Here is a 20390-nt window from a genome sequence, read left to right on the forward strand (position 1 = left end):
CGCTGACCGGCGCCGGATTTCCACCGAATCGGGCATTCCGGACTTCCGGTCGCCCGGAGGTTTGTGGTCGAAGAACATGCCGATCCACTACGACGACTTTATTTCGTCGGAAGAGATGCGGGCCGAAGCCTGGCGGCGCAAATTCGTGCTCGACGACGCCACTAAAGGTGTGAAGCCGAACCTGGCGCACCACGCCTTGGTGAAACTGACCGAGCAGGGGCATCTTGCGGCCGTCGTCACGCAGAATATTGACGGGCTGCACCTTGCCGCCGGCATGCCGGAAGACCGTCTGATCGAGATCCACGGCAATGGCACATACGCGAAGTGCCTCTCTTGCGATTGCCGTTACAACTTGAACTGGGTGCGCGAACGCTATGAAGCGACGAAACAATCGCCGCTGTGCGAAGCGGGCGGCGGATATGTAAAGTCGGCGACCATTTCCTTCGGCCAGGCGATGCCGTTTGAAAAAATGCGCCGCGCCGAGCAGCTCGCGGCGCAGGCGGATGTGTTTCTCGCGCTCGGTTCTTCGCTCGTCGTATACCCGGCGGCGGCGCTCCCGGTGATTGCAAAACGCAACGGCGCCGTTCTTGTGATCGTCAACCGGGAGCCAACGGAACTTGACGCCATCGCAGATGTGTTGATTTCCGGCAACTTGGGCGACGTATTTGCGACTTTTCAACAACACTAATGGCGTTAACGAACAGACCCCCCCTTCCGCTTCGCGTGCACTCGTGCGTTCCTCTGGTTGAGAGCAAGACTCGCAACTGAGGCATTAAGAGAGCGAGCCGCGTAATTATGAGAGACGGTTTACACGGCCAGGCGGGGCTGGGACCGTCGGAGGCTGACGAGACAGGCGGAGAAACTCCGCTTGGGCTTGTTGAAGTTTCCGGCGTCATCAAATGGTTCGACGTCGCCAAAGGCTACGGATTCATCGTGCCCGATCGCGGGGGGGCTGACGTGCTTTTGCACGTGACCTGTCTGCGCGCGGGCGGATATCAGACGGCAAGCGAAGGGGCGCGGATTGTCTGCGAGGCCCAGGAGCGATCGAAAGGTCTTCAGGCCTTCCGCATCATCTCCATGGACTCCTCGACGGCCATCCATCCCGCCCAGCTTCCGCCGCGGACCCATGTCAGCGTTACGCCGACAAGCGGTCTGGAGCGTGCCGAGGTTAAATGGTTCAATCGTCTGCGCGGGTTCGGCTTCCTGACCCGCGGTCCGGGAACGCCGGACATCTTCGTCCACATGGAAACGCTGCGCCGCTACGGCCTTACCGAGCTGAAGCCGGGGCAGACGGTTCTCGTGCGCTTCGGCGACGGACCGAAAGGTCTGATGGCGGCCGAAGTGCTGCCGGACGGACCGAACCAGTTCCCGGCGTCGCACTGATCCTCCGGATAGCCCGCACAGCGGCGGCGGCTTTTGCCGCCGCGGCGCTTTTCTGCGTCTGCTTGACCGTAGCGGCGCAGGCGGCCGGCTTTTCGCCCCTCACCATCGAGACCAAGAGCGGCGCACACGCCTTCCAGGTTGAAGTTGCAGCCGACGACACGACACGCGCGACGGGTTTGATGTACCGGCGCACGCTCGATGCCGACAAAGGCATGCTGTTCGACTTCGGCCGGACGCAGCCGGTCGCCATGTGGATGCAGAACACCTATGTGGCGCTCGACATGGTGTTCATCCTGCCGGACGGCACGGTGCACCGGGTCGAGGACCATACGACGCCGCTGTCCACGCGTTCGATCGAGTCGGGCGTCGATGTCCGCTATGTGCTGGAACTGCCGGCAGGAACCGCCGATCGCATCGGGATAGTTCGCGGCTCGAAGGTGAAGCACGCCATTATCGGCAAATAGGCGCCGCTACTTCTTCTCCAGCAGGATCTGCGCGCCCTTTTTCTCGATCTGCCCGCGCACCTTTTCGGCGATGGCGGCGAGGATCCAGGGCAGGTCGACCTCGACCCGGACAGAGCTGTCCATGACCGCGATTCGCCCCGTCACCTCTTGGCCCATGGCGCCGATGCGAAAGCTCATATCGTCGCCCACCCATTCCTCTTCCATGGTTGATGAATAGCTTGCGAGTTGCGGCTTAACTTTCTGCAACCCCTCGCGAATTCTCTTTATGGCCTCGGCCTTTGTGTGCTGGTGGGGCAGGGTTACAATGACGGGCTTTTTCATGTTTGCCTCGGTTCCGGTGGATAGGAACGCGTTCGGGGGCATTTGGGTGCCCGGATTCACAACTCGCTAAGGCACTTGGCGTCATAAAAGGCGTGACCCTGGGGAAGATTGTGTCAACCGTCTCGCCTTACAGCCAAATTGCCGTTCTCGTCGTCGATGACGACGCCTATCTCCGCAAGATCGTCCGCAGCCTTCTCATCGGCTTCGGCGTACAGCGTGTCTATGAGGCGGGCGACGGGGCGCAGGGGCTCGAGGTCATGAACCAGTTCCGCCCGGACGTGCTTCTGGTCGACTGGGAAATGCCGATGCTGAACGGCGCGGAGATGATCCGCCTGGTGCGCGATCCGGCCAATTCTCCGCATGCGACGACACCGATCATCCTGATGACGGCGCACACCGAACGTCACCGTATCCAGCAGGCCATGCAGCTTGGCATCAACGAGATGCTGGTGAAGCCCTTCTCGGCAAAAAACCTGCTGCAGCGGCTCGACCTCGTGGTCAATCACCCGCGGCCCTTCATGCAGATCGGCAATTATTTCGGCCCGATGCCAAGACCCGCGCGCGGTGCAGCCAATCTCGGCCTTGCGACCGAAATCGCCGAAGCCTGATCTTACTTTGACAGCAAGGACCGGGGTGGGCAGGCACTGCGCCTTCCACTAGTTTGACGCGCCAACCGGACATCATCCCCGTGCCTCAGCCCGCCGCCGCCCGATCCATGAACCGCATGGAATGGGCGCTCCTTTTCTTTCTCTCCATTCTTTGGGGCGGCTCTTTCTTCTTCGTCGGCGTGGCGGTGAAGGAAATTCCGCCGCTGACGCTCGTCGTCCTGCGCGTTGGTCTTGCGGCGCTCATTCTGCTCATCATCGTGCGCGTAATGGGGCTCAAGCTGCCGCGCACGCGCGAAGCCCTGCAGACTTTTCTCGTCGTCGGCCTCATCGCCAACGCCATACCTTTCTGCCTCCTCGTCTGGGGACAGAGCCATATCGCGAGCGGCCTTGCTTCGATCCTGAATGCAACGACGCCACTGGCGACAATTGCGGTCGCGCATGTCTTTACAGCCGATGAGAAGATGACCGGCGGGCGTCTTGCCGCCGTCGTGCTCGGGATTGTCGGCGTTGCGATCATGATGGGGCCGGACGTCCTGCACGATCTCGGCGTCAATGTTCTGGCGCAGGTTGCCTGCCTCGGCGCATCCTTGTCCTATGGTTTTGCGGCCGTGTTCGGCCGGCGTTTCAAGCGGCTCGGCATCTCGCCGCTTGTTTCGGCGACCGGGCAGGTCAGCGCATCTTCGCTGATGCTTCTGCCGGTCGCTCTTTTGCATGACCGGCCATGGTCATTGCCTCTGCCCAGTGCTGAGGCGATTGCGAGCATTCTGGCGCTGGCGGCGTTTTCGACGGCGCTGGCCTATATCGTCTTCTACCGGCTGCTCGAGACGGCGGGCGCAACACGCCTGACGCTTGTCACCTTTCTCATTCCCGTCACCGCGATTTTTCTCGGCTGGGCGGTGCTCGGCGAAGCGCTGCATCCGCGGCATTTCGCAGGCATGGCGCTGATCGGGCTCGGGCTTCTCACCATCGACGGACGGCTGAACGGGCGGCGCAGCACCCCGCCGGTCTAGCCCCTACAGCCTCATCCTGAGGAGCCCGCGCAGCGGGCGTCTCGAAGGATGGGCGGCGAGTTCAGAGGTCGTAACGCATCCTTCGAGACGCACCTTCGGTGCTCCTCAGGATGAGGTCGTCACTTCTTGAAGATGACGGCGTATTCGTCGGGCTTGAAGCCGATGAACAGACGCCCGCCATGTTCGAGAACCGGGCGTTTCACAAGCGATGGGTTTTCGACCATCAGCTTGCGCGCCTTCGCCTCGGTGAGGCCTTCCTTCTCGGCATCGGGGAGGGCGCGATAGGTCGTGCCGGCTTTGTTGAGCACCACATTCAGCCCGGCCTGATCGACCCAATCCTTGAGCTGCGCCTTGTCGAGGCCTTCCTTCTTGAAATCGTGGAAGCGGTATTTGACGCCGTGCTGGTCGAGCCAGGTGCGCGCCTTTTTTACCGTGTCGCAGTTCGGAATGCCGTAGATTGTCGTGGTCATGTGCCGGCCCTTGCCTTGTCCCGGCGTCTCTTGTCAGGTCCGGGGAGGCTTTGCAACGGCGAGCGCGTTTGCCTAGGCCGGGTCCCAGGCGATGGTGCGGAAGGCGCGCAAAAGATCGCCATCGAGCTTGCCGATCATGCTTTCCATGACGCCGAGCGTTCTTTCCACCGCCATGCGCGATTTCTCGGCATGCTGTTCGCTGAGAACACAGAAGACGTCGGCGATGGTCACGATGCGGACGAGATCGGGAATTTGCAGGCCGCTCAACCCGTCGGGGTACCCGCTGCCGTCGAGAAATTCATGGTGGTGACGGACGCAGGCCAGAATTTCCTCCGGGAAACCGCCTTCGCGCACGAGAAGCTCGTAGCCGAGAACAGGGTGCTTCTTCACCTGTTCCAGTTCCTGTTCCGTCAATACGTCCGGATTCTCCAGGATGTCGAGCGGAAGGAGGGCGTTGCCGATATTGTGCAGCAATCCGGCGCGCGCCAGCCTTTGCTGATCCTCGATCCGCATGTCCAGCGCCTGCGCGAATGCGACGGCGACGCCGGTCACGAGAAGGCTGTGCCGGTACGTCGCGTTGTGGTGCTGCCGCACGAGATCAAGCCAGGCCTTGATGCCGGACGTGCGCAGCGCATCGATGATCACGACGTCTTTGACTTTGACTTGATCGAAGGGCACCGGGCGTCCGCCGCGCGAGGCCCGGAATATGTTCGTCAGCATGCCGTGAGCGGCCGCAACCCCGAGGCCGACCGCGCCGCCATGTTCGACAGCTTTTCGCTCGAAAGCCTGATCGTCCTTGTTGCGCACGGCGTCGATAAGATCGCTGGGCTCGAACGGCCGGCTGATGGCTGCAGCGCCAAGAGCCCGGATCTTCGCAACACGCAGTTTCCGCTCGAGCTCTTCGGCGCTGTAGTCGAGAACGCAGATGATCGGGATCGACGATTTTTCAGCGAAACTGCGCACGAGTTCCATGCCGCGGCCCGGATCCGGCGAATCGAGATCCACATCGATCACCGCGCATGCCGCGGTCCGCGTCACCGTTTCCGGCGCGCTTCCCGGCAGCCATCTGCGGATCGGGCCGATCTCGCCCAATATGCTGGCAAGTTCGGCGCGCTCCGGCGCTCGATCCGAGACAACAGCGATATGAGATCGCGGGGAAGAATGAGGCACTCGCTTATGGAGCATCAACCGTACCTACTGATAAGCAAAAGCCTCCCCCAAGGGTTAGTGATTAGGCCCAACCCGTTTTTTGTAAGTTAATGAGCGCCACATTTATGCTTACGGCCACTTAGGACGACTTATCTTAAACATGATGGTAAGTCCGGCGTCGGCACCGCACGGTTGCGCATTTGTGCCGTCTGCACAACCGGGTGTTTGAGTTTGGCTCAGCCTATCGCTGCGGCGGCTTTTTCGATGAGATCGGCAACGGTGCCGGGCTGCGAAACATAGACGGCGTGGCTCGCCGCAACTTCGACGACGGTTGAGCCGGCGCGCTGCGACATGAGTTTCTGCGCCGGGGGCGGGATCATCTTGTCGCCGCCGGCGATCAGATACCAGCTCGGTTTGCTTTTCCATGCCGGCTTTGTGATCGCGCCGCCCAGCGCACCGAGCCCCCAGGGCAATTGGGAATCCGCCATGAAGGCCGCTTTGTCGGCATCGACATCGGCGCAGAACGCGTCGTGGAATTTCGCTGTGTCGAGAAACAGAAATCCATCCCGTGGCGGCAGGATCGGCGGCGCGGCTGCACCGGGCGGCGGATTGGCGATGAGCGAAGAGACGGACTCGCCGGCATCGGGCGCAAAGGCGGCGATATAGACGAGCGCCTTCACCTTGGCGTGGTTGCCGGCTTCGGTGATGACAACGCCGCCATAGGAATGGCCGACGAGAACGACAGGGCCGTCCTGCGCATCGAGAACAATGTTTGTTGCGGCGACATCGCCCACGAGCGTTTCGGTCGCGTGCTGCACGACGCTGACTTTATGTCCGCTCTTTTTCAGCGCGCGGTAGACACCTTCCCATCCGGAGCCGTCGGCGAAAGCGCCGTGTACCAGAACAATGTTGACAGATGACGGCATACGCATCTCCTCAAGAGCATCCGGCGCGGACCCTAGGCTCATTTCCGCCGGATGGGAAACAGCTCCCGGAGGCGCGCATCGCGCAGCCACAACCCGCCCCACATGAAAAGCCCGAGATAGATGCTGAAGAGGATATGGCTGAAGAGCGGGCTTTCGGCGCGGATTTGTGTCGCCATAGCGCCGCCGAACAGGCCCATGAACAGGACGGCGCCGAGTATGCTGGTGCGCGGGATGAGGTAGAGTACGAGCAGCGCAAGCTCGATGATGCCGATCATAAAGGCGTAGCCGGCAGGCCAGCCGAGCTGCGCCATGGTTTCCTCGGCAATGGGCAGTTGAAGCAGTTTCGGCGCGACGGATGCGCCGAGAATGAAGAGAGCAAAAAGCCCGGTGAGAATACGGCCTGCCCAGATCATGCTGTGTCTCCCTCTTTGTCCTGCGATTTGAGTGTCTCGTAGCGAGGAACATGAAAGCGCTTGCGATAAGCGCCGGGCGTCAGCTCCGTTGTGCGTTTGAAAAGACGGCGGAAGAAAGCCGCGTCTTCATAGCCGACCGTCCAGCTGATGTCGTCGATGGAAGCGTCGGTACGCTCGAGCCGTCTTTTGGCTTCCTCGATTCTGATCTTCTGCACATAGGCGACAGGGCTGAGCCCGGTGGCCTGCGTGAACCTTCGCTTGAAGGTGCGTTCGGCAAGTCCGCTGCGGCGGATCATCTCCTCGACGGGATTTGCGACCGAAAAATGCGTAGCGATCCAGTCCTGCGCCGCCATGACGGCCATATCGCCGTGATCGTTCCGGCCTTCGAACACCATATACGGCGCAAGCCCGTCCTGATGCCATTGCAGGGCGAAGAGGCGCGCAACGGTCTGTGCCGCCGTCGCGCCGGCATGGCGGGCGATGAGGTAGAGCACGAGATCGTGCCAGGTCATGGATGCGCCGGAGGTGATGAGTTCGTCGCGCTCACCGCCGATGACGAGCACGCGTTCCGGATAGGCGGGGATCTGCGGATAGGTGTCGGCGAAAATCTGCGCATAGCCGAAATGAACCGTCGCCGGAACGCGGTCGAACAGTCCCGTTTCCGCCAGCAGAAAAATGCCCGAACAGGCCGAGCAGACGAGGGCGCCTTTGCGGTGCATCGCGCGCACCCATTGGATGAGATCCGGATAGCGGTTTTTCCGCCAGCCCTCTTGGCCGAGAAGGATTGAGGGCACGATGACGATATCGGTGCTTTCGATGCTGGCGATGTCGCGCTGCACAAAGACCGGGACGCGGCTTGCAAGCTGCAGCGCGCCAGTCTTTTCGCCGACGATCTCGACTTCGAAAGGCGGGCTTTTCATCAGACCGCCGCCCGCTTCCGGCATCGCGTGAAAGACGTTCATCACGTCGAAAATGCCAGTCAGCGTCGATATGACGGCCTCGGGGATAGCGACGAGGCTGACATGGAGCGGTTTCTGGCCGGTCTCGCTGGGCATGGGGCTCTCTTCCGGAGGCCGGAGACTAGCCAAGCGCCCGAACCCGCACAAATCGCGCTGGCACAAACGGCCCGGTTTTGGCCAAGCCGCCTCTGACGCACGTCCGCCCGGACTGCGAAGTTCGCGTACCAAACACAGGAGCGCGGTCATGGAACATGTAAATCCCAACCAGCGGGATCAAGCGAAACTCGATGCGATGCTGGCGCGCGCCGTCGGCGATCTGTCGGCCGGCTATGGCGGCGTCATGGTGAGCCTCGGCCACAGGCTCGGCCTGTACCGGGCGATGGCGGGTGCGGGGCCCTTGAGTTCGCGCGAAGTGGCAAAGCGTGCAGGCTGTGCCGAGCGCTATGTGCGCGAATGGCTGAATTCGCAGGTCGCCGGCGGCTATGTCGATTATCATGCGTCGAGCGAAACCTATGAGCTGACGCCGGAACAGGCTTTCGTTCTCGCCGACGAAAATAGCCCCGCTTTCATTCCGAGCGCCTGGTCGGTGCCCGCCTCGATGTGGGCGGACGAAGAGAAAGCTGTCACCGCGTTCCGTACGGGTAATGGCATTCCCTGGGGCGATCATGACGGGCGGCTGTCCTGCGGCGTTGCCGCTTTCTACCGTAATGCCTATCGCGGCAGCCTCGTCTCCGAATGGCTTCCGGCGCTCGATGGCGTTGCCTCGAAATTGAAAGCGGGCGCGCGCGTCGCCGATATCGGCTGTGGCCACGGCCATTCGACCCTCTTGATGGCGGAGGCTTTCCCGGCCTCAACCTTTTCCGGCTTCGACACGCATCCCCAGTCGATCGGCATCGCGCGCGCCCATGCGGTGAAGGAGAGCCTCGATACGCGCGCTCTGTTCGAGACGGCGAATGCGAGCGATTTTCCGGGCGGCAAATACGATCTCATCTGCTTCTTCGATTGCCTGCACGATATGGGCGATCCGCTTGCGGCGGCGCAGCAGGCAGCCAAGCAGATCGCGCCGGACGGCACGGTGATGCTGGTCGAGCCGTTCGCCAATGATCGCGTCGAGGACAATGTCTCGCCGGTGGCGCGGCTATATTATGCGGCCTCAACGACGATCTGCTGCGCGCATGCGATTTCGGAAGGCGGGCGCATGGTGCTGGGCGCGCAGGCGGGCGAGGCGAGGCTTGCGCAGGTTTTCCGCAAAGCGGGCTTTACGAAGTTCCGCCGGGCGCTGGCAACGCCCTTCAACCTGATCCTGGAAGCGCGTCTTTAGACGCGCTTCACTCCCACTCGATCGTGCCCGGCGGCTTCGACGTCACGTCGTAGACGACGCGGTTGATGCCGCGAACTTCATTGATGATGCGCGTCGCGGCGCGGCCGAGGAAATTCATATCGAAATGATAGAAATCGGCCGTCATGCCGTCGGTCGAGGTGACCGCGCGTAGCGCCAGAACGTGATCGTAAGTGCGGCCGTCGCCCATGACGCCGACGGTGCGAACCGGGAGCAGCACCGCAAAGGCCTGCCAGATGACATCGTACAAGCCCGCTTTGCGGATCTCGTCGAGATAGATGGCGTCGGCCTTCTGCAGAATGTCGATCTTCTCGCGGGTGATCTCGCCGGGAATGCGGATGGCAAGACCCGGACCCGGGAAGGGATGGCGGCCGACAAAGGCATCGGGCAGCCCAAGCTCGCGGCCGAGCGCGCGCACTTCGTCCTTGAAGAGTTCGCGCAGCGGTTCGACGAGCTGCATCTTCATGCGCTCGGGCAGGCCGCCGACATTGTGGTGCGATTTGATGGTGACGGACGGCCCCCCATGGAAGGAGACGCTTTCGATGACGTCGGGATAGAGCGTCCCTTGCGCGAGAAAATCGGCGCCGCCGATTTTCTTGGCTTCCGCATCGAACACATCGATGAACAGACGCCCGATGGTCTTCCGCTTTGTCTCCGGGTCGGTGACGCCCTCAAGCTCTTTCAGGAAGAGATCGGACGCGTCCACATGGACGAGCGGGATGTTGTAGTGATTGCGAAACAGCGTCACGACCTGTTCGGCTTCCGCCTGGCGCAAGAGGCCGTGATCGACGAAGACGCAGGTCAGCTGCTCGCCGATGGCTTCGTGAATGAGAAGCGCCGCAACGGATGAGTCCACACCGCCCGACAGCCCGCAAATGACGCGGCCTTTGCCGACCTGTTTGCGGATCTTGGCGATGGCCTCTTCGCGATAGGCAGCCATGGTCCAATCGCCTTTGGCGCCGACGATCTCGCGCACAAAATTGCGGATCAGGCGCGCGCCATCCGGCGTATGGACGACTTCCGGGTGGAACTGCACGGCGTAATAGCGCCTCGCTTCGTCCGCGACGGCGGCAAAGGGAGCGCCTTCGGACACGGCGATGACCTTGAAGCCCTGGGGCAGGGCCGTGACGCGATCGCCATGGCTCATCCACACCGGATAGCGCTTGCCGGTCTGCCAGACGCCGTCGAAGAGCGTGCTCTCGGAGACGACCTCGATCTCGGCGCGGCCGAATTCGCGCGAATGGCCGCCTTCGACCCCGCCGCCGAGCTGGGCCATCATGGTCTGTTCGCCATAGCAGATGCCGAGAACCGGAAGCCCCGAGTCAAAAACGCTTTGCGGGGCGAAGGGCGCGTCGAGTTCTGTAACGGAGGCCGGACCGCCGGAGAGAATGACGCCTTTGGCGCCAAAGGTCTTGAAGGCCTCAGGGGCTTTCTGGGAGGGGACGACTTCGCAATAAACCCCCTGTTCGCGGACTCTTCGGGCGATCAGCTGAGTGACCTGCGAGCCGAAATCGATGATGAGGATGCGGTCGTGAGCGGGGGTAGCTGTCATGGCAAGGGGTTAAGTCAAAGTCCGCCGCGCCGCAACGGGCCGGGTGCCGCATCGGCCCGCGTTTACCGGATTTCTGGGAATATCGGTCATGGTGCGCCGCATAAGCCCGAAAAGGGCGGCTGACGGGGCTGGCCAGGGACTGGGCCAAAGGGCTGGAATGACTGATTTTCGAGCAGATTCAGAGGGCTGGGCCGAATGGGGCATCCGCCAAATGATGGCGGTTCTGTATGCCGTCCGGCCCCGGCGCCTTCGGGAAACGGCGGTCGTGATCCCCGTGACCTTCTGGCGAACCCTGAGGCCTGGCCCCGCCGTGCCGGACGAGAGCTCTCTCGCCGGTCCGGACGGTTATGGCGGGCCGGTACATGACCGTTCGGTCCAGGCGGTCCTTGCCGGGATGAAGAACGGCTTTCACGTCATGGGCCATGCCGGGCCGCTGAAATGGTGGTCGCCGCCGGAGCGCGCCGTGATGATGCTTGGCGATGTGCATATTCCAAAACGCTTCCGCCGCACGCTTAAGAATTCCGGTTTCACGGTGTCGATCGATGATGCCTTCGACGATGTCGTGCGCGCCTGCGGCGCGCCGCGCAAACGCCTTCATCTCACCTGGCTGCATCCCAAAACGCGCGCGCTGATGGGCGAACTCCACAGAGCCGGCCATGCCCATTCGGTCGAAGTGCGCAATGAAGCGGGAGAGCTGGTCGGCGGCGTGTTCGGCGTCACGCTCGGTCCGGTGTTCAGCGCGCTGTCGATGTTCCACACCGCAAACGATGCGTCGAAACTCGCGATCGTCAGCCTCTACCATCATCTGTCGGCCTGGGGTTTTGCCGCGGTCGATCATCAAGCGCTGAGCCCCTGGGTGAAGGATCTTGGCGGCAAGACCATCCCGCGCGCTGACTTCAATGCGCTGATCAAAGGCTCAGAGCCCGCAAAGGCAAAGCCTGGGCGCTGGCATGTGGAATTTGCGCCGAAAGATACGGCGGAGTGGAAGAAGTCCGACGCAGCCTAGAAACAGGCTTGGCCGCCGAAAAAGCCGTTCGGCGTTGGGGCTTGGCAGAAGCCGCCCGCTGGAGTTCCGTTATTTGGGAATGGCCCAAAACGCCCCGCGGGAGTGCAACAGAAAGCCGGCATTGGAACGCCGCCACCACCCTGCACAAAGCCCTGTACGGGCCCCGCAGGCGAAAAGCACACACAGGGACTTCCCGGCGCCATGCCGACCGAGAGCGGGCAGGTCCCGAAACTTGTCGCACAGAACTGGGCGAAGGCGGGGCTTGAGAAAACGCACAGGACGATGCCGATGAGCAGCCTCATTTGATCAATCCGGCGACATCGTTGTACGGATTGAGCGTCGCCAGAGACGGGCTTTTCTTGACGAGTTTCCAGCTCGCTCCGTCACGCACCAGCGCGTACTGGGCGAACTCACCGCCTGAATATTCGAATTCGAATTGCAAGGGCGCGCCGGGTGCCGCGAATTGCGGCTGACCATCCGGTGTCACCGTTGGCTGCTCGTCCGGTGCGGGATAAAACGTGATGGGAAATTTGTCGCCAACATTGAAGCCGGGGGCGACGATTAGAAAATACTCGACATTCGGAATCTTCTTCACACCGTCCGGTACCCGCTTCGGCACCTTCCGCGAATAAAACGCGGAATCGATGAAGGCTTTCGGGTCGACCTCCTCGATCGTTACGGTAAACTTGGCGAGCTGTGTCTGGTTCTTATTCCAAATATGAACGGAGAAGGCGACAAGAGAGAAGCCGGCGACGACCACCGCAAGGAAATAGAATATGTACACGTAGCGCTCCTCCTTTGTGGCGGGAGGGTCGGTCCGTGAGTTGCACTCATTAAAGTATTGCCGAGCTTTGTGAGCGATATAGATCGAGAACAGAACCGAAAAGAAAAACGGACCCGATCTCTGGGCGAGACTGGTGACCTCTGCGATCGCGAAAGATATGCCTGTCGGCTCCATAGGCCGAATAATGCTCCACAATTAAAAATTGTAAAGTGGCTGAGTGCCCTCTATTGGCGCAGCACCGCGACGAAGAACCCATCCGTCCCGCTGCGGCGCGGGGTGAGGAGGAGACCGCTTCCATCGGCATTGGCATAGGGGTCGAGCGCCCCCAGTCCCGCTGCGGAGAGGGCCTCCCGGATAGGAACCGGCCGGAAGCCGGGATGAGCCGCACGGAAGGCTTGGAGGCGGTCTTCGTTTTCCTCAGCCAGCAAGGAGCAGGTGATGTAGACGAGGCGGCCGCCCGGTTTCACAAGCCGCGCGGCATCGCCCAGCACCGCATCCTGTTCCTTCTGCCGGATTTCGAGCGAACCGGGGCGCATGCGCCATTTCGCATCGGGATTGCGCCGCCAGGTGCCGGCGCCGGTGCAGGGCGCATCGACGAGAACGAGATCGGCTTTTCCCTCAAGATCTTTCAGCACGTCTTCTTTGCCGCGCGGCGAGCGGATCTGAAGATTGCGGACCCCGGCGCGCTCCGCGCGCTCATGCAGCGGCGCAAGACGCCTGAGATCGCGGTCATGGGCGAAGATCTGCCCCTTGTTCTCCATGCCCGCGGACAGAGCGAGTGTCTTGCCGCCGCCTCCGGCGCAGAGATCGATGACCTGTTCTCCGGGCTTTGCCTGCGCAATGAGGCTGGCGATCTGCGAGCCTTCGTCCTGCACTTCGACAAGGCCCTTGAGAAAAGCGGGTTCCGACTGCACCGGCGGGCCGCGCCCGTCGGCAAGCAAGGGAATTCGGATGCCGAGCGGCGAATGCGGCGTCGGTTCGGGATGAAGATGGGAGAGTTCGGCGAGCGCTTCCTCGCGCGTGCCTTTCAACAGATTGACGCGCAGGTCGAGCGGCGCGCGCTCGGACAGCGCCGCGCCTTCATCGGCACGGTCTTCGCCGAAAATGCGCTGCAGATGCGCATCGAGCCATTGGGGATAATCGCCGCGCACGAAAGCCGGCGCGCCTTCGAGCGTAGAGGAGTTCAGCGCTTTGCGCTCGGCATCGGACAGCGCGTCTGGTGCGTGCGGACTGTCGGCAAACTGCGCCGCAAGATCGTCTGCGCTGATGCCGCGGGTAAAGGCGAGGGCGCCGAGAACAAGCGCGCGCGGTGTCTCGGCGCCCATGCGGAAGCCGAGCGATGAGCGCTTGCGGAGCACGTCGTAGATCAGGCTTGCGATCTGCGCGCGGTCTTTTGAGCCGGCAAACCTGTGCGTCAGGCCCCAGTCTTTCAGGGCATCTGCCACGGGTCGTTTCTTCGCCTCGAGATCGGTCAGAATCTCGATGGCAGCGCTGGCATGCGCGGCGGGTTTCATTTTTGCTTTCCGCCGGTTTTTCCGGTCACAGCCCGATGAAGAGCTTCAGGAAGAAATAGACCCACAAAACGATCAGAAGTATCGCGCCGAGAAGAAAGGCTTTGAAGCGGGCGCGGATCTCGTTCTTGCCGGTATGCACATAGGCGTGGATCAGCCGGGCAACGACGAAGAACCAGGACAGGATGACGAAGAGAAAATCCGCTTGCGTGGTGATGATCGCCGCCAGGACGACGACGTAAAACAGGACCGGCAGTTCGAACTGGTTGTGATAGGCGGCGGCGATCTGCGTCGGCCGTTCCGGCCAGCTCGTCCAGTCGCGCTTCAGATCCTTGATCGTCACATGACCGGCACCGACGGCCGCAAAGCGCGTGCGCGCCATCCACACCATCAGGAAGAAGGTGAGGGCGATCTGCGCGAAGACGGGAAGAAGAACCGATTGTACGGTCATGTTCAGACCCTCGTGGGATAGTTGGGGCTTTCACGCGTGATGGTCACGTCATGGACATGGCTTTCACGCAGGCCCGCGCCGGAAATGCGCACGAACTCGGCCTTGGTCTGAAAGTCCTTCAGCGTCTTTGCGCCGACATAGCCCATGGAGGCTCTGAGGCCGCCCGCGAGCTGATGCAGAACCGAGCCGAGAGGGCCTTTGTACGGCACCTGCGCCTCGATGCCTTCCGGCACGAGCTTGTGGCTGTCTTTGATGTCCTGCTGGAAATAGCGGTCGGCCGAGCCCTGCGCCATCGCGCCGACCGAACCCATACCGCGATAGGCTTTGTAGGAACGGCCCTGATAGAGGAAGGTCTCGCCCGGGCTTTCTTCTGTGCCCGCGAGCAGCGAGCCGACCATCGCAACATCGGCGCCCGCCGCGAGCGCTTTTGCAAGATCGCCCGAATATTTGATGCCGCCATCGGCGATGACCGGGATCTCCTGTTTGCGCGCAGCATCGGCCGCTTCCATCACGGCGGTGAGCTGCGGCACGCCGACACCGGCGACGATGCGCGTCGTGCAGATCGAGCCCGGGCCGATGCCGACCTTCACCGCATCCGCGCCCGCATCGATCAGCGCTTTGGTGGCGTCGGCGGTTGCGACATTGCCGGCCATGACCTGTACGGCGTTCGACATTTTCTTCACGCGCGACACGGCGTTCAGCACATGCTGCGAATGGCCGTGCGCGGTATCGATGACGACAAGATCGACACCCGCGGCGATCAGCATTTCGGTGCGCTCGAACCCACCATCGCCAACCGTCGAGGCCGCAGCGACGCGCAGGCGCCCCTGTTCGTCCTTATTGGCAAGCGGATTGGTGACGGCCTTTTCGATGTCCTTGACGGTGATGAGGCCGGTGCAGCGGAAGGCCTCGTCGACGACGAGAAGCTTTTCGATGCGGAATTGATGAAGCAGCTTCTTGGCTTCCGCCTGCTCGACATTCTCGCGCACCGTGACGAGCTTTTCCTTCGTCATCAGTTCCGAGACGGGCTGCTGCGGATTGGTGGCGAAGCGCACATCGCGGTTGGTGAGAATGCCGACGAGTTTGTTCGTGCCGCGCTCGACCACCGGAATGCCGGAGATCGAATATTGCGTCATCAGGCCAAAGGCTTCGGCGAGCGTCTGGTCGGGATGGATGGTGATGGGGTTCACCACCATGCCGCTTTCGAACTTCTTCACCGCCCGCACCTGATCGGCCTGTTCTTGCGGCGTCAGATTGCGGTGGATCACGCCCATGCCGCCCGCCTGCGCCATCGCAATGGCAAGGCGGCCCTCGGTCACCGTGTCCATGGCGGAGGAGAGGATCGGCAGATTGACGGAAATCGTCTTCGTCACCTTCGAGCGGATATCGGTGTCGCTCGGCATGACTTCGGACAGTCCGGGTCGCAACAGAACGTCGTCGAAGGTGAGAGCTTCGGGGCCGAAGGCCGTAGAGATCAGGCGGGCCATGCCAACATCATCCTTTTCTCGGATATGCGGCGGCCCTGCGCTTTATGCGCTGGTCGCGGCCGCTCCGGGGAGTTGGCGAGGGTGGATAGCACGCGAACATGACGGGGGGAAGGGAGGGGGCTTTCTGCCCCCATTTTCGGGCCGAAATGCCGGAAAAATGAACGGAAATGGCCGGGAGAGGTTGGGATATGGGGGCAAAACCGCCCGAATCCCCTCTATACCGGCCCTCATGCTTCCCCAGCGCGCTCTCGTCCCCCTCATCATCGCTGCCGCCTTGTTCATGGAGAACCTCGATTCGACGGTTCTTTCGACCTCGCTGCCGGCCATCGCCAAGGATATCGGCTCGGACCCGATCCACCTGAAACTGGCGCTGACCTCCTATCTGCTCAGCCTCGCCGTCTTCATTCCGGCCTCGGGCTGGATGGCCGACAGGTTCGGGGCGCGGCTGATCTTCCGCGTTGCCATCGGCGTCTTCATGCTGGGCTCGGTCTTTGCCGGTCTGTCGCAAAGCGTCGATCAGATCGTCATGTCGCGCGTCGTGCAGGGCATGGGCGGCGCGATGATGGTGCCGGTCGGGCGTCTCGTGCTGCTGCGCACTGTGCCGAAATCCGAAATGGTCGGCTCGCTCGCCTGGCTGACCATACCGGCGCTGATCGGCCCGGTCGTCGGGCCGCCGCTCGGCGGCTTCATCACCACCTATTATCACTGGCGCTGGATTTTCTGGATCAACATCCCGATCGGTGTGATCGGGCTACTTCTTGCGACGCTGTACATCCCCGACATCAAGGGCGCGAAGAATGTGAAGTTCGACGCCATCGGCTTCGTTCTGTCCGGCGTCGGGCTTGCCAGCATCGTCTCGGGCGCCACCGCCATCGGGCTCGATGTGCTGCCGCTGCCGACGACGCTGATCATTCTCGGCACCGGCATTGTGATGATGATCGCCTATGTCATTCACGCAGGGCGCGCCAAGGCGCCGATCCTCGATCTGAAGCTGCTACGTATTCCGACCTTCCGCGCTGCGGTTGTCGGCGGCTCGATGTTCCGCATCGGCGTCGGCGCGCAGCCCTTCCTTCTGCCGCTGCTGTTCCAGATCGGCTTCGGGTTGTCTGCGTTTCAGTCGGGCATGCTGACCTTCGTCACCGCCGTCGGCGCGATGACGATGAAGGCCTCGGCCGCACCCATTCTGCGCTGGTTCGGCTTCAAAACCGTGCTGCTCGTCAACGCCTTCCTCAGTTCGTTCTTCGTGTTCATGCCGGCCTGGTTTACGCCCGATACGCCACACGGCGTGATCCTCAGCCTGCTTCTCTTCGGCGGCTTCTTCCGTTCGCTGCAATTCACCAGCGTCAATGCGCTCGGTTATTCCGATATCGATCAGAAACGCATGAGCCATGCGACGAGCTTTATGAGCGTGGCGCAGCAGGTCTCGCTGTCGGTCGGCGTGTCGATCGGTGCCTTGACGCTGGAAGCGTCCATGCGGGCACGGGGCGGGACAACTTTGGAGCCAGGGGATTTCACCTGGGCGTTTATCGTCGTTGCTGTCGTCTCGGCGCTGGCCTTCATCAACTTCCTGCGTCTTCCGGCAAATGCCGGCGCCGAAGTGTCGGGACATAAATCGAAGAAGCTTGTTGCGCCCGATCCCGTCTCGAACATGCAGGACCGGAGTTAGCTAAGAAACGAGCGTCGTGATGGATGGCCTCAACTTGATGAGCATCTCTTCAGCTTTCATTGGCAGCAGGCGGATCTGGCTGAAGTCGACTTGGAGTTTTTTGGTAATTTCATTTCTGAGGTCGTCGAAATTATTTTCGTCCAAACCATAGACTGTTGCAAAAAGTGCATTTCGAGAGGACCTCGCTGTTGGCACTAAAATCTGCATGTTTTGGGGATGAAAGCCGAACCCGAGAACGACGGTTAGCTCAGCCTTAATTATGGCTTCACTAATCGCCGAGCTTAGCCCGTCGTCCCGCTTCTGTTCGGTATAGGTTTGAATATTCTTTGACATCAGAACTGGACAGGGAATCGGCTCGTGTCCGAACGGGATTCCTTCGGGAGATTGCCAATTTAGATATCCTATAGATCCGTAAGGCCGCAAAACACGGAGACGGCGGAGTGTTTCGATAGCTCTGTCTTCCGTAATGCCGACGTGGTGTTGAAGTGCCTGATATATGTACTGTTCAATCACACGATCGTAGTTGAAGTTGATGATAGTCACGTTGGAAAATATGTCTTCGATCGCATCCTGTCTGGCACCGCTTAGAGCCACGGCTAGTAGTTGCGTGAGCCATCCACTTCGGAAATCTCGGAAGCTACCTTCTATTATCCAGTCGCTTGGGTCGTAAAGTGAGCTTTGGCGTTCGGCCGCGAGGACGCTTTTCGCAATGGCCATCTTTCCAATGGTTACGATCTCCGATCTCGACGCGAAAAAATGCAACGCTTCGTCGATGCTGACAAAGCTATCGATCGCTTTCGAGAGGTCGTTGCCGCCTATGACATACTTCTGGATTACATTGCTGAACTTCATCCAAAGAGAATGAAACAATACATCGCATCCCGAGACAGTCCGTCCGTTGTCAAAACCAAAACGGACTTCTTCTCTAATGCGCTTCTTCAACCCATCACCGGTGGGCATGCCATATTCGGCGCTCGCTCCAGCGCCAACCACAATAACTGTGGGACGATTGAACAAGGACGCCCCCTTATCCCTTAAGTTCCGCGGAAGCCCGTCGCCAGCACATACAGCTCGCTTGAACCGCTGCGGCTCGCAGGCGGTTTGATGTGCTTCACTTCGCGGAAGTCTTTTTTGAGCATTGCGAGAAGCTCGCGCTCGGTGCCGCCGGCCAGAACCTTTGCGAGGAAGCGGCCATTCGGCGCCAGCACTTCGCGGGCAAATTCCGCGGCGGCTTCCACAAGGCCCATCGTCCGCAAATGATCGGTCTGTTTATGGCCGGTCGTGTTCGCCGCCATATCCGACAGCACGATATCGACGGGTCCGCCCATCATCTGCTTCAGTTTTTCGGGCGCGCGCGGATCGAGAAAATCGAACTGCACGAAATCGACGCCGGCAATCGGATCCATGTCGAGAATGTCGATGGCGACGACCTTCCCGCGCGCCGGGGCGCCGATTTTCGCAACGGCGATCTGACTCCAGCCGCCGGGGGCGGCGCCCAGATCGAGCACGCGGTCGCCGGGCTTCAGGAGTTTATGCTTCTCGTCGATTTCCTGAAGCTTGTAGGCGGCGCGCGAACGGAAGCCTTCGCGCTTGGCGCGCGCGACATAAGGATCGTTGAGCTGACGCTCGAGCCAGGCGCGCTGCGAGTTCGTGCGCTTCTTCTTGCTCTTGATCCGAACGGTAAGATCGCGGCCACTGCCGCTGCCGCCTGCGGCTCCGGTGCGGCTCATGATGTGCGATGCCCATTGTGATTTTTCGGGCCGCGCCAGACGCCGTCGGCACGCATGAGATCTATCAGCATGCCCTCGCGCAGCCCTCTGTCTGCAACGCGCAAGCGCGAGCAGGGGAAGGTGCGGCGGAAGGCTTCGAGTATGGCGCAGCCCGCCAGCACAAGATCGGCGCGCTCGCGGCCGATGCAGGGATTGGCGACGCGGTCTTCATAGGGCATAGCGCGCAGGCGGCCGATCACTTCGTCGATCTGCGGCGAGGTCATCCACGCGCCGTCGACCCGGCGGCGGTCATAGCGCGGCAGATCCATATGTACGCCGGCAAGCGTTGTCACCGTGCCGGAGGTGCCGAGCATATGAAGCTTGGAGCAGGCGGCTTTCAGCGCATGCTTTTCAGGAAAATCGTCAAGCCGCGGCATCACATCTTCGACCATGGCTTCAAAAACTTCGTCGCTCACATGCGTACCGCCATGGCGCTCGGCGAGATTGACGACGCCGACCGGCAGCGAAATCCAGGAGCGGATGCGCGGCTCGCCCGACAAATTGCGATGGCGGTCGAGCCAGACGAGTTCGGAGGAGCCGCCGCCGATATCGAACAGAAGAACGCCGTCAGCGTTCGGATCGGCAAGCGGCGCGCAGCCGAGCGCGGCAAGGCGCGCTTCCGACTGGCGGTCGATGATTTCGAGCTGAAGACCTGTCTCGGCAAAAACGCGCTGCGAAAACTCTTCGCCGTTTTCGGCAAGGCGGCAGGCCTCGGTTGCGATCAGGCGGGCGCGCTTGACGCCGCGCGCTTTGATCTTGTCGCGGCACACTTTGAGGGCTTCGACGGCGCGATGAATGGCATCGGACGAAAGGCGTCCGCTGGCGCCGAGGCCTTCGCCCAATCTGACGATGCGCGAAAACGCGTCGACGACCCGAAAGCCGTCCCAGATCGGGCGCGCGATGAGGAGGCGGCAATTGTTCGTGCCAAGATCAAGCGCGGCATAGAGCGCGTCTTGCCGTCGACCGGTCCGCGGCGTGCCATGAGGCAGCGCCGCCTCCGTCGTCGGAAGCGGAACCCGGTCGTTCACCGTGTTTTCCTTCTGGGGAGGCAGCAGGCCACGTCGCCGCGCCTACCCCAAATGTTGAGTTGCCTGAAGTCTAGCAACTGGGGGAGGCGACGCA

22 protein-coding genes are annotated in these 20390 nt (G+C 61.5%); 8 read left to right on the forward strand and 14 right to left on the reverse strand.

Annotation, left to right across the window (positions count from 1 at the left end; translation table 11 throughout):
* Nucleotides 1-76: 76 nt before the first annotated feature.
* From IZ6_RS07720 to IZ6_RS07730, 3 genes are all read left to right on the forward strand, one after another.
* The gene (locus tag IZ6_RS07720; protein WP_263971521.1) at nucleotides 77-688 is read left to right on the forward strand and encodes an SIR2 family NAD-dependent protein deacylase; all 612 of its coding nucleotides are present in this window, start codon (nucleotides 77-79) and stop codon (nucleotides 686-688) included.
* A gap of 107 nt (nucleotides 689-795) precedes the next feature.
* Complete coding sequence (locus tag IZ6_RS07725) at nucleotides 796-1383, forward strand: cold-shock protein (RefSeq protein WP_222877406.1); 588 nt, start codon at nucleotides 796-798, stop codon at nucleotides 1381-1383.
* Between the two features lie 62 nt (nucleotides 1384-1445).
* A complete protein-coding gene (locus IZ6_RS07730; RefSeq protein ID WP_225874039.1) occupies nucleotides 1446-1847 on the forward strand; it encodes a DUF192 domain-containing protein in 402 nt (133 codons plus the stop codon).
* 6 nt (nucleotides 1848-1853) lie between these two features.
* Here the strand turns inward: IZ6_RS07730 and IZ6_RS07735 are convergent, their stop codons facing one another.
* Nucleotides 1854-2168: a polyhydroxyalkanoic acid system family protein gene (locus IZ6_RS07735; protein WP_222877407.1), complete on the reverse strand. Its 315-nt coding sequence runs from the start codon at nucleotides 2166-2168 to the stop codon at nucleotides 1854-1856.
* 110 nt (nucleotides 2169-2278) lie between these two features.
* Here IZ6_RS07735 and IZ6_RS07740 point away from each other — a divergent pair, with 110 nt between their 5' ends.
* Nucleotides 2279-2776: a response regulator gene (locus IZ6_RS07740; RefSeq protein WP_225874040.1), complete on the forward strand. Its 498-nt coding sequence runs from the start codon at nucleotides 2279-2281 to the stop codon at nucleotides 2774-2776.
* Between the two features lie 107 nt (nucleotides 2777-2883).
* Nucleotides 2884-3786, forward strand: coding sequence for a DMT family transporter (locus IZ6_RS07745; protein ID WP_222877577.1), 903 nt, complete (start codon nucleotides 2884-2886; stop codon nucleotides 3784-3786).
* Between the two features lie 119 nt (nucleotides 3787-3905).
* Here IZ6_RS07745 and IZ6_RS07750 read toward each other — a convergent pair whose 3' ends face one another.
* The 5 genes from IZ6_RS07750 to IZ6_RS07770 all read right to left on the reverse strand — a co-directional run bounded on the left by IZ6_RS07750 (nucleotide 3906) and on the right by IZ6_RS07770 (nucleotide 7799).
* The gene (locus IZ6_RS07750) at nucleotides 3906-4256 is read right to left on the reverse strand and encodes an ArsC family reductase (protein ID WP_222877408.1); all 351 of its coding nucleotides are present in this window, start codon (nucleotides 4254-4256) and stop codon (nucleotides 3906-3908) included.
* A 72-nt stretch (nucleotides 4257-4328) separates the two neighbouring features.
* Entirely contained in the window at nucleotides 4329-5426 is a 1098-nt protein-coding gene (locus IZ6_RS07755; RefSeq protein ID WP_222877409.1) for an HD-GYP domain-containing protein, read from the reverse strand.
* Nucleotides 5427-5641: 215 nt separating this feature from the next.
* Nucleotides 5642-6331 (reverse strand): alpha/beta hydrolase, encoded by a 690-nt coding sequence (locus IZ6_RS07760; RefSeq protein ID WP_420825575.1) that lies wholly within the window; start codon nucleotides 6329-6331, stop codon nucleotides 5642-5644.
* A gap of 38 nt (nucleotides 6332-6369) precedes the next feature.
* Nucleotides 6370-6744, reverse strand: a complete 375-nt coding sequence (locus IZ6_RS07765) for a DoxX family protein (RefSeq protein ID WP_222877411.1) — start codon at nucleotides 6742-6744, stop codon at nucleotides 6370-6372.
* A complete protein-coding gene (locus IZ6_RS07770) occupies nucleotides 6741-7799 on the reverse strand; it encodes a GlxA family transcriptional regulator (protein WP_222877412.1) in 1059 nt (352 codons plus the stop codon). The genes IZ6_RS07765 and IZ6_RS07770 overlap by 4 nt, the downstream gene beginning before the upstream one ends.
* Nucleotides 7800-7947: 148 nt before the next feature.
* Between IZ6_RS07770 and IZ6_RS07775 the strand changes: the two genes are divergently transcribed.
* On the forward strand, nucleotides 7948-9024 hold the full coding sequence (locus IZ6_RS07775) for a class I SAM-dependent methyltransferase (protein ID WP_222877413.1): 1077 nt from the start codon (nucleotides 7948-7950) through the stop codon (nucleotides 9022-9024).
* A 7-nt stretch (nucleotides 9025-9031) separates the two neighbouring features.
* On the opposite strand, the gene guaA is transcribed toward IZ6_RS07775, so the two are convergent.
* Nucleotides 9032-10594, reverse strand: coding sequence for a glutamine-hydrolyzing GMP synthase (gene guaA, locus IZ6_RS07780; RefSeq protein ID WP_222877414.1), 1563 nt, complete (start codon nucleotides 10592-10594; stop codon nucleotides 9032-9034).
* A gap of 157 nt (nucleotides 10595-10751) precedes the next feature.
* Between guaA and IZ6_RS07785 the strand changes: the two genes are divergently transcribed.
* Nucleotides 10752-11600, forward strand: coding sequence for a leucyl/phenylalanyl-tRNA--protein transferase (locus IZ6_RS07785; RefSeq protein ID WP_222877415.1), 849 nt, complete (start codon nucleotides 10752-10754; stop codon nucleotides 11598-11600).
* Between the two features lie 298 nt (nucleotides 11601-11898).
* Here IZ6_RS07785 and IZ6_RS07790 read toward each other — a convergent pair whose 3' ends face one another.
* The 4 genes from IZ6_RS07790 to guaB form a co-directional block, all read right to left on the reverse strand.
* Entirely contained in the window at nucleotides 11899-12384 is a 486-nt protein-coding gene (locus IZ6_RS07790; protein WP_222877416.1) for a hypothetical protein, read from the reverse strand.
* Between the two features lie 224 nt (nucleotides 12385-12608).
* Complete coding sequence (locus IZ6_RS07795; RefSeq protein ID WP_222877417.1) at nucleotides 12609-13898, reverse strand: RsmB/NOP family class I SAM-dependent RNA methyltransferase; 1290 nt, start codon at nucleotides 13896-13898, stop codon at nucleotides 12609-12611.
* A 25-nt stretch (nucleotides 13899-13923) separates the two neighbouring features.
* Nucleotides 13924-14346 carry an MAPEG family protein gene (locus tag IZ6_RS07800; protein WP_222877418.1) on the reverse strand — a complete coding sequence of 141 codons (423 nt, stop codon included), beginning with the start codon at nucleotides 14344-14346 and terminating at the stop codon, nucleotides 13924-13926.
* A 2-nt stretch (nucleotides 14347-14348) separates the two neighbouring features.
* Nucleotides 14349-15833 (reverse strand): IMP dehydrogenase, encoded by a 1485-nt coding sequence (gene guaB / locus IZ6_RS07805; protein WP_222877419.1) that lies wholly within the window; start codon nucleotides 15831-15833, stop codon nucleotides 14349-14351.
* Between the two features lie 229 nt (nucleotides 15834-16062).
* Here guaB and IZ6_RS07810 point away from each other — a divergent pair, with 229 nt between their 5' ends.
* A complete protein-coding gene (locus tag IZ6_RS07810) occupies nucleotides 16063-17499 on the forward strand; it encodes a DHA2 family efflux MFS transporter permease subunit (protein ID WP_222877420.1) in 1437 nt (478 codons plus the stop codon).
* Here the strand turns inward: IZ6_RS07810 and IZ6_RS07815 are convergent, their stop codons facing one another.
* Genes IZ6_RS07815 through IZ6_RS07825 form a run of 3 tightly spaced genes read right to left on the reverse strand, consistent with a single transcriptional unit; the run spans nucleotide 17500 to nucleotide 20296 of the window.
* A complete protein-coding gene (locus IZ6_RS07815; protein WP_222877421.1) occupies nucleotides 17500-18516 on the reverse strand; it encodes a hypothetical protein in 1017 nt (338 codons plus the stop codon). It abuts the gene before it with no gap.
* A 17-nt stretch (nucleotides 18517-18533) separates the two neighbouring features.
* A complete protein-coding gene (locus tag IZ6_RS07820; RefSeq protein WP_222877422.1) occupies nucleotides 18534-19229 on the reverse strand; it encodes an RlmE family RNA methyltransferase in 696 nt (231 codons plus the stop codon).
* Complete coding sequence (locus tag IZ6_RS07825; protein WP_420825576.1) at nucleotides 19226-20296, reverse strand: Ppx/GppA phosphatase family protein; 1071 nt, start codon at nucleotides 20294-20296, stop codon at nucleotides 19226-19228. Before IZ6_RS07825 ends, IZ6_RS07820 begins: the two co-directional genes overlap by 4 nt.
* Between the last annotated feature and the right edge of the window lie 94 nt (nucleotides 20297-20390).

The sequence above is a fragment of the Terrihabitans soli genome (assembly GCF_014191545.1).
In the GTDB taxonomy this organism is placed as follows: domain Bacteria; phylum Pseudomonadota; class Alphaproteobacteria; order Rhizobiales; family Methylopilaceae; genus Flaviflagellibacter; species Flaviflagellibacter soli.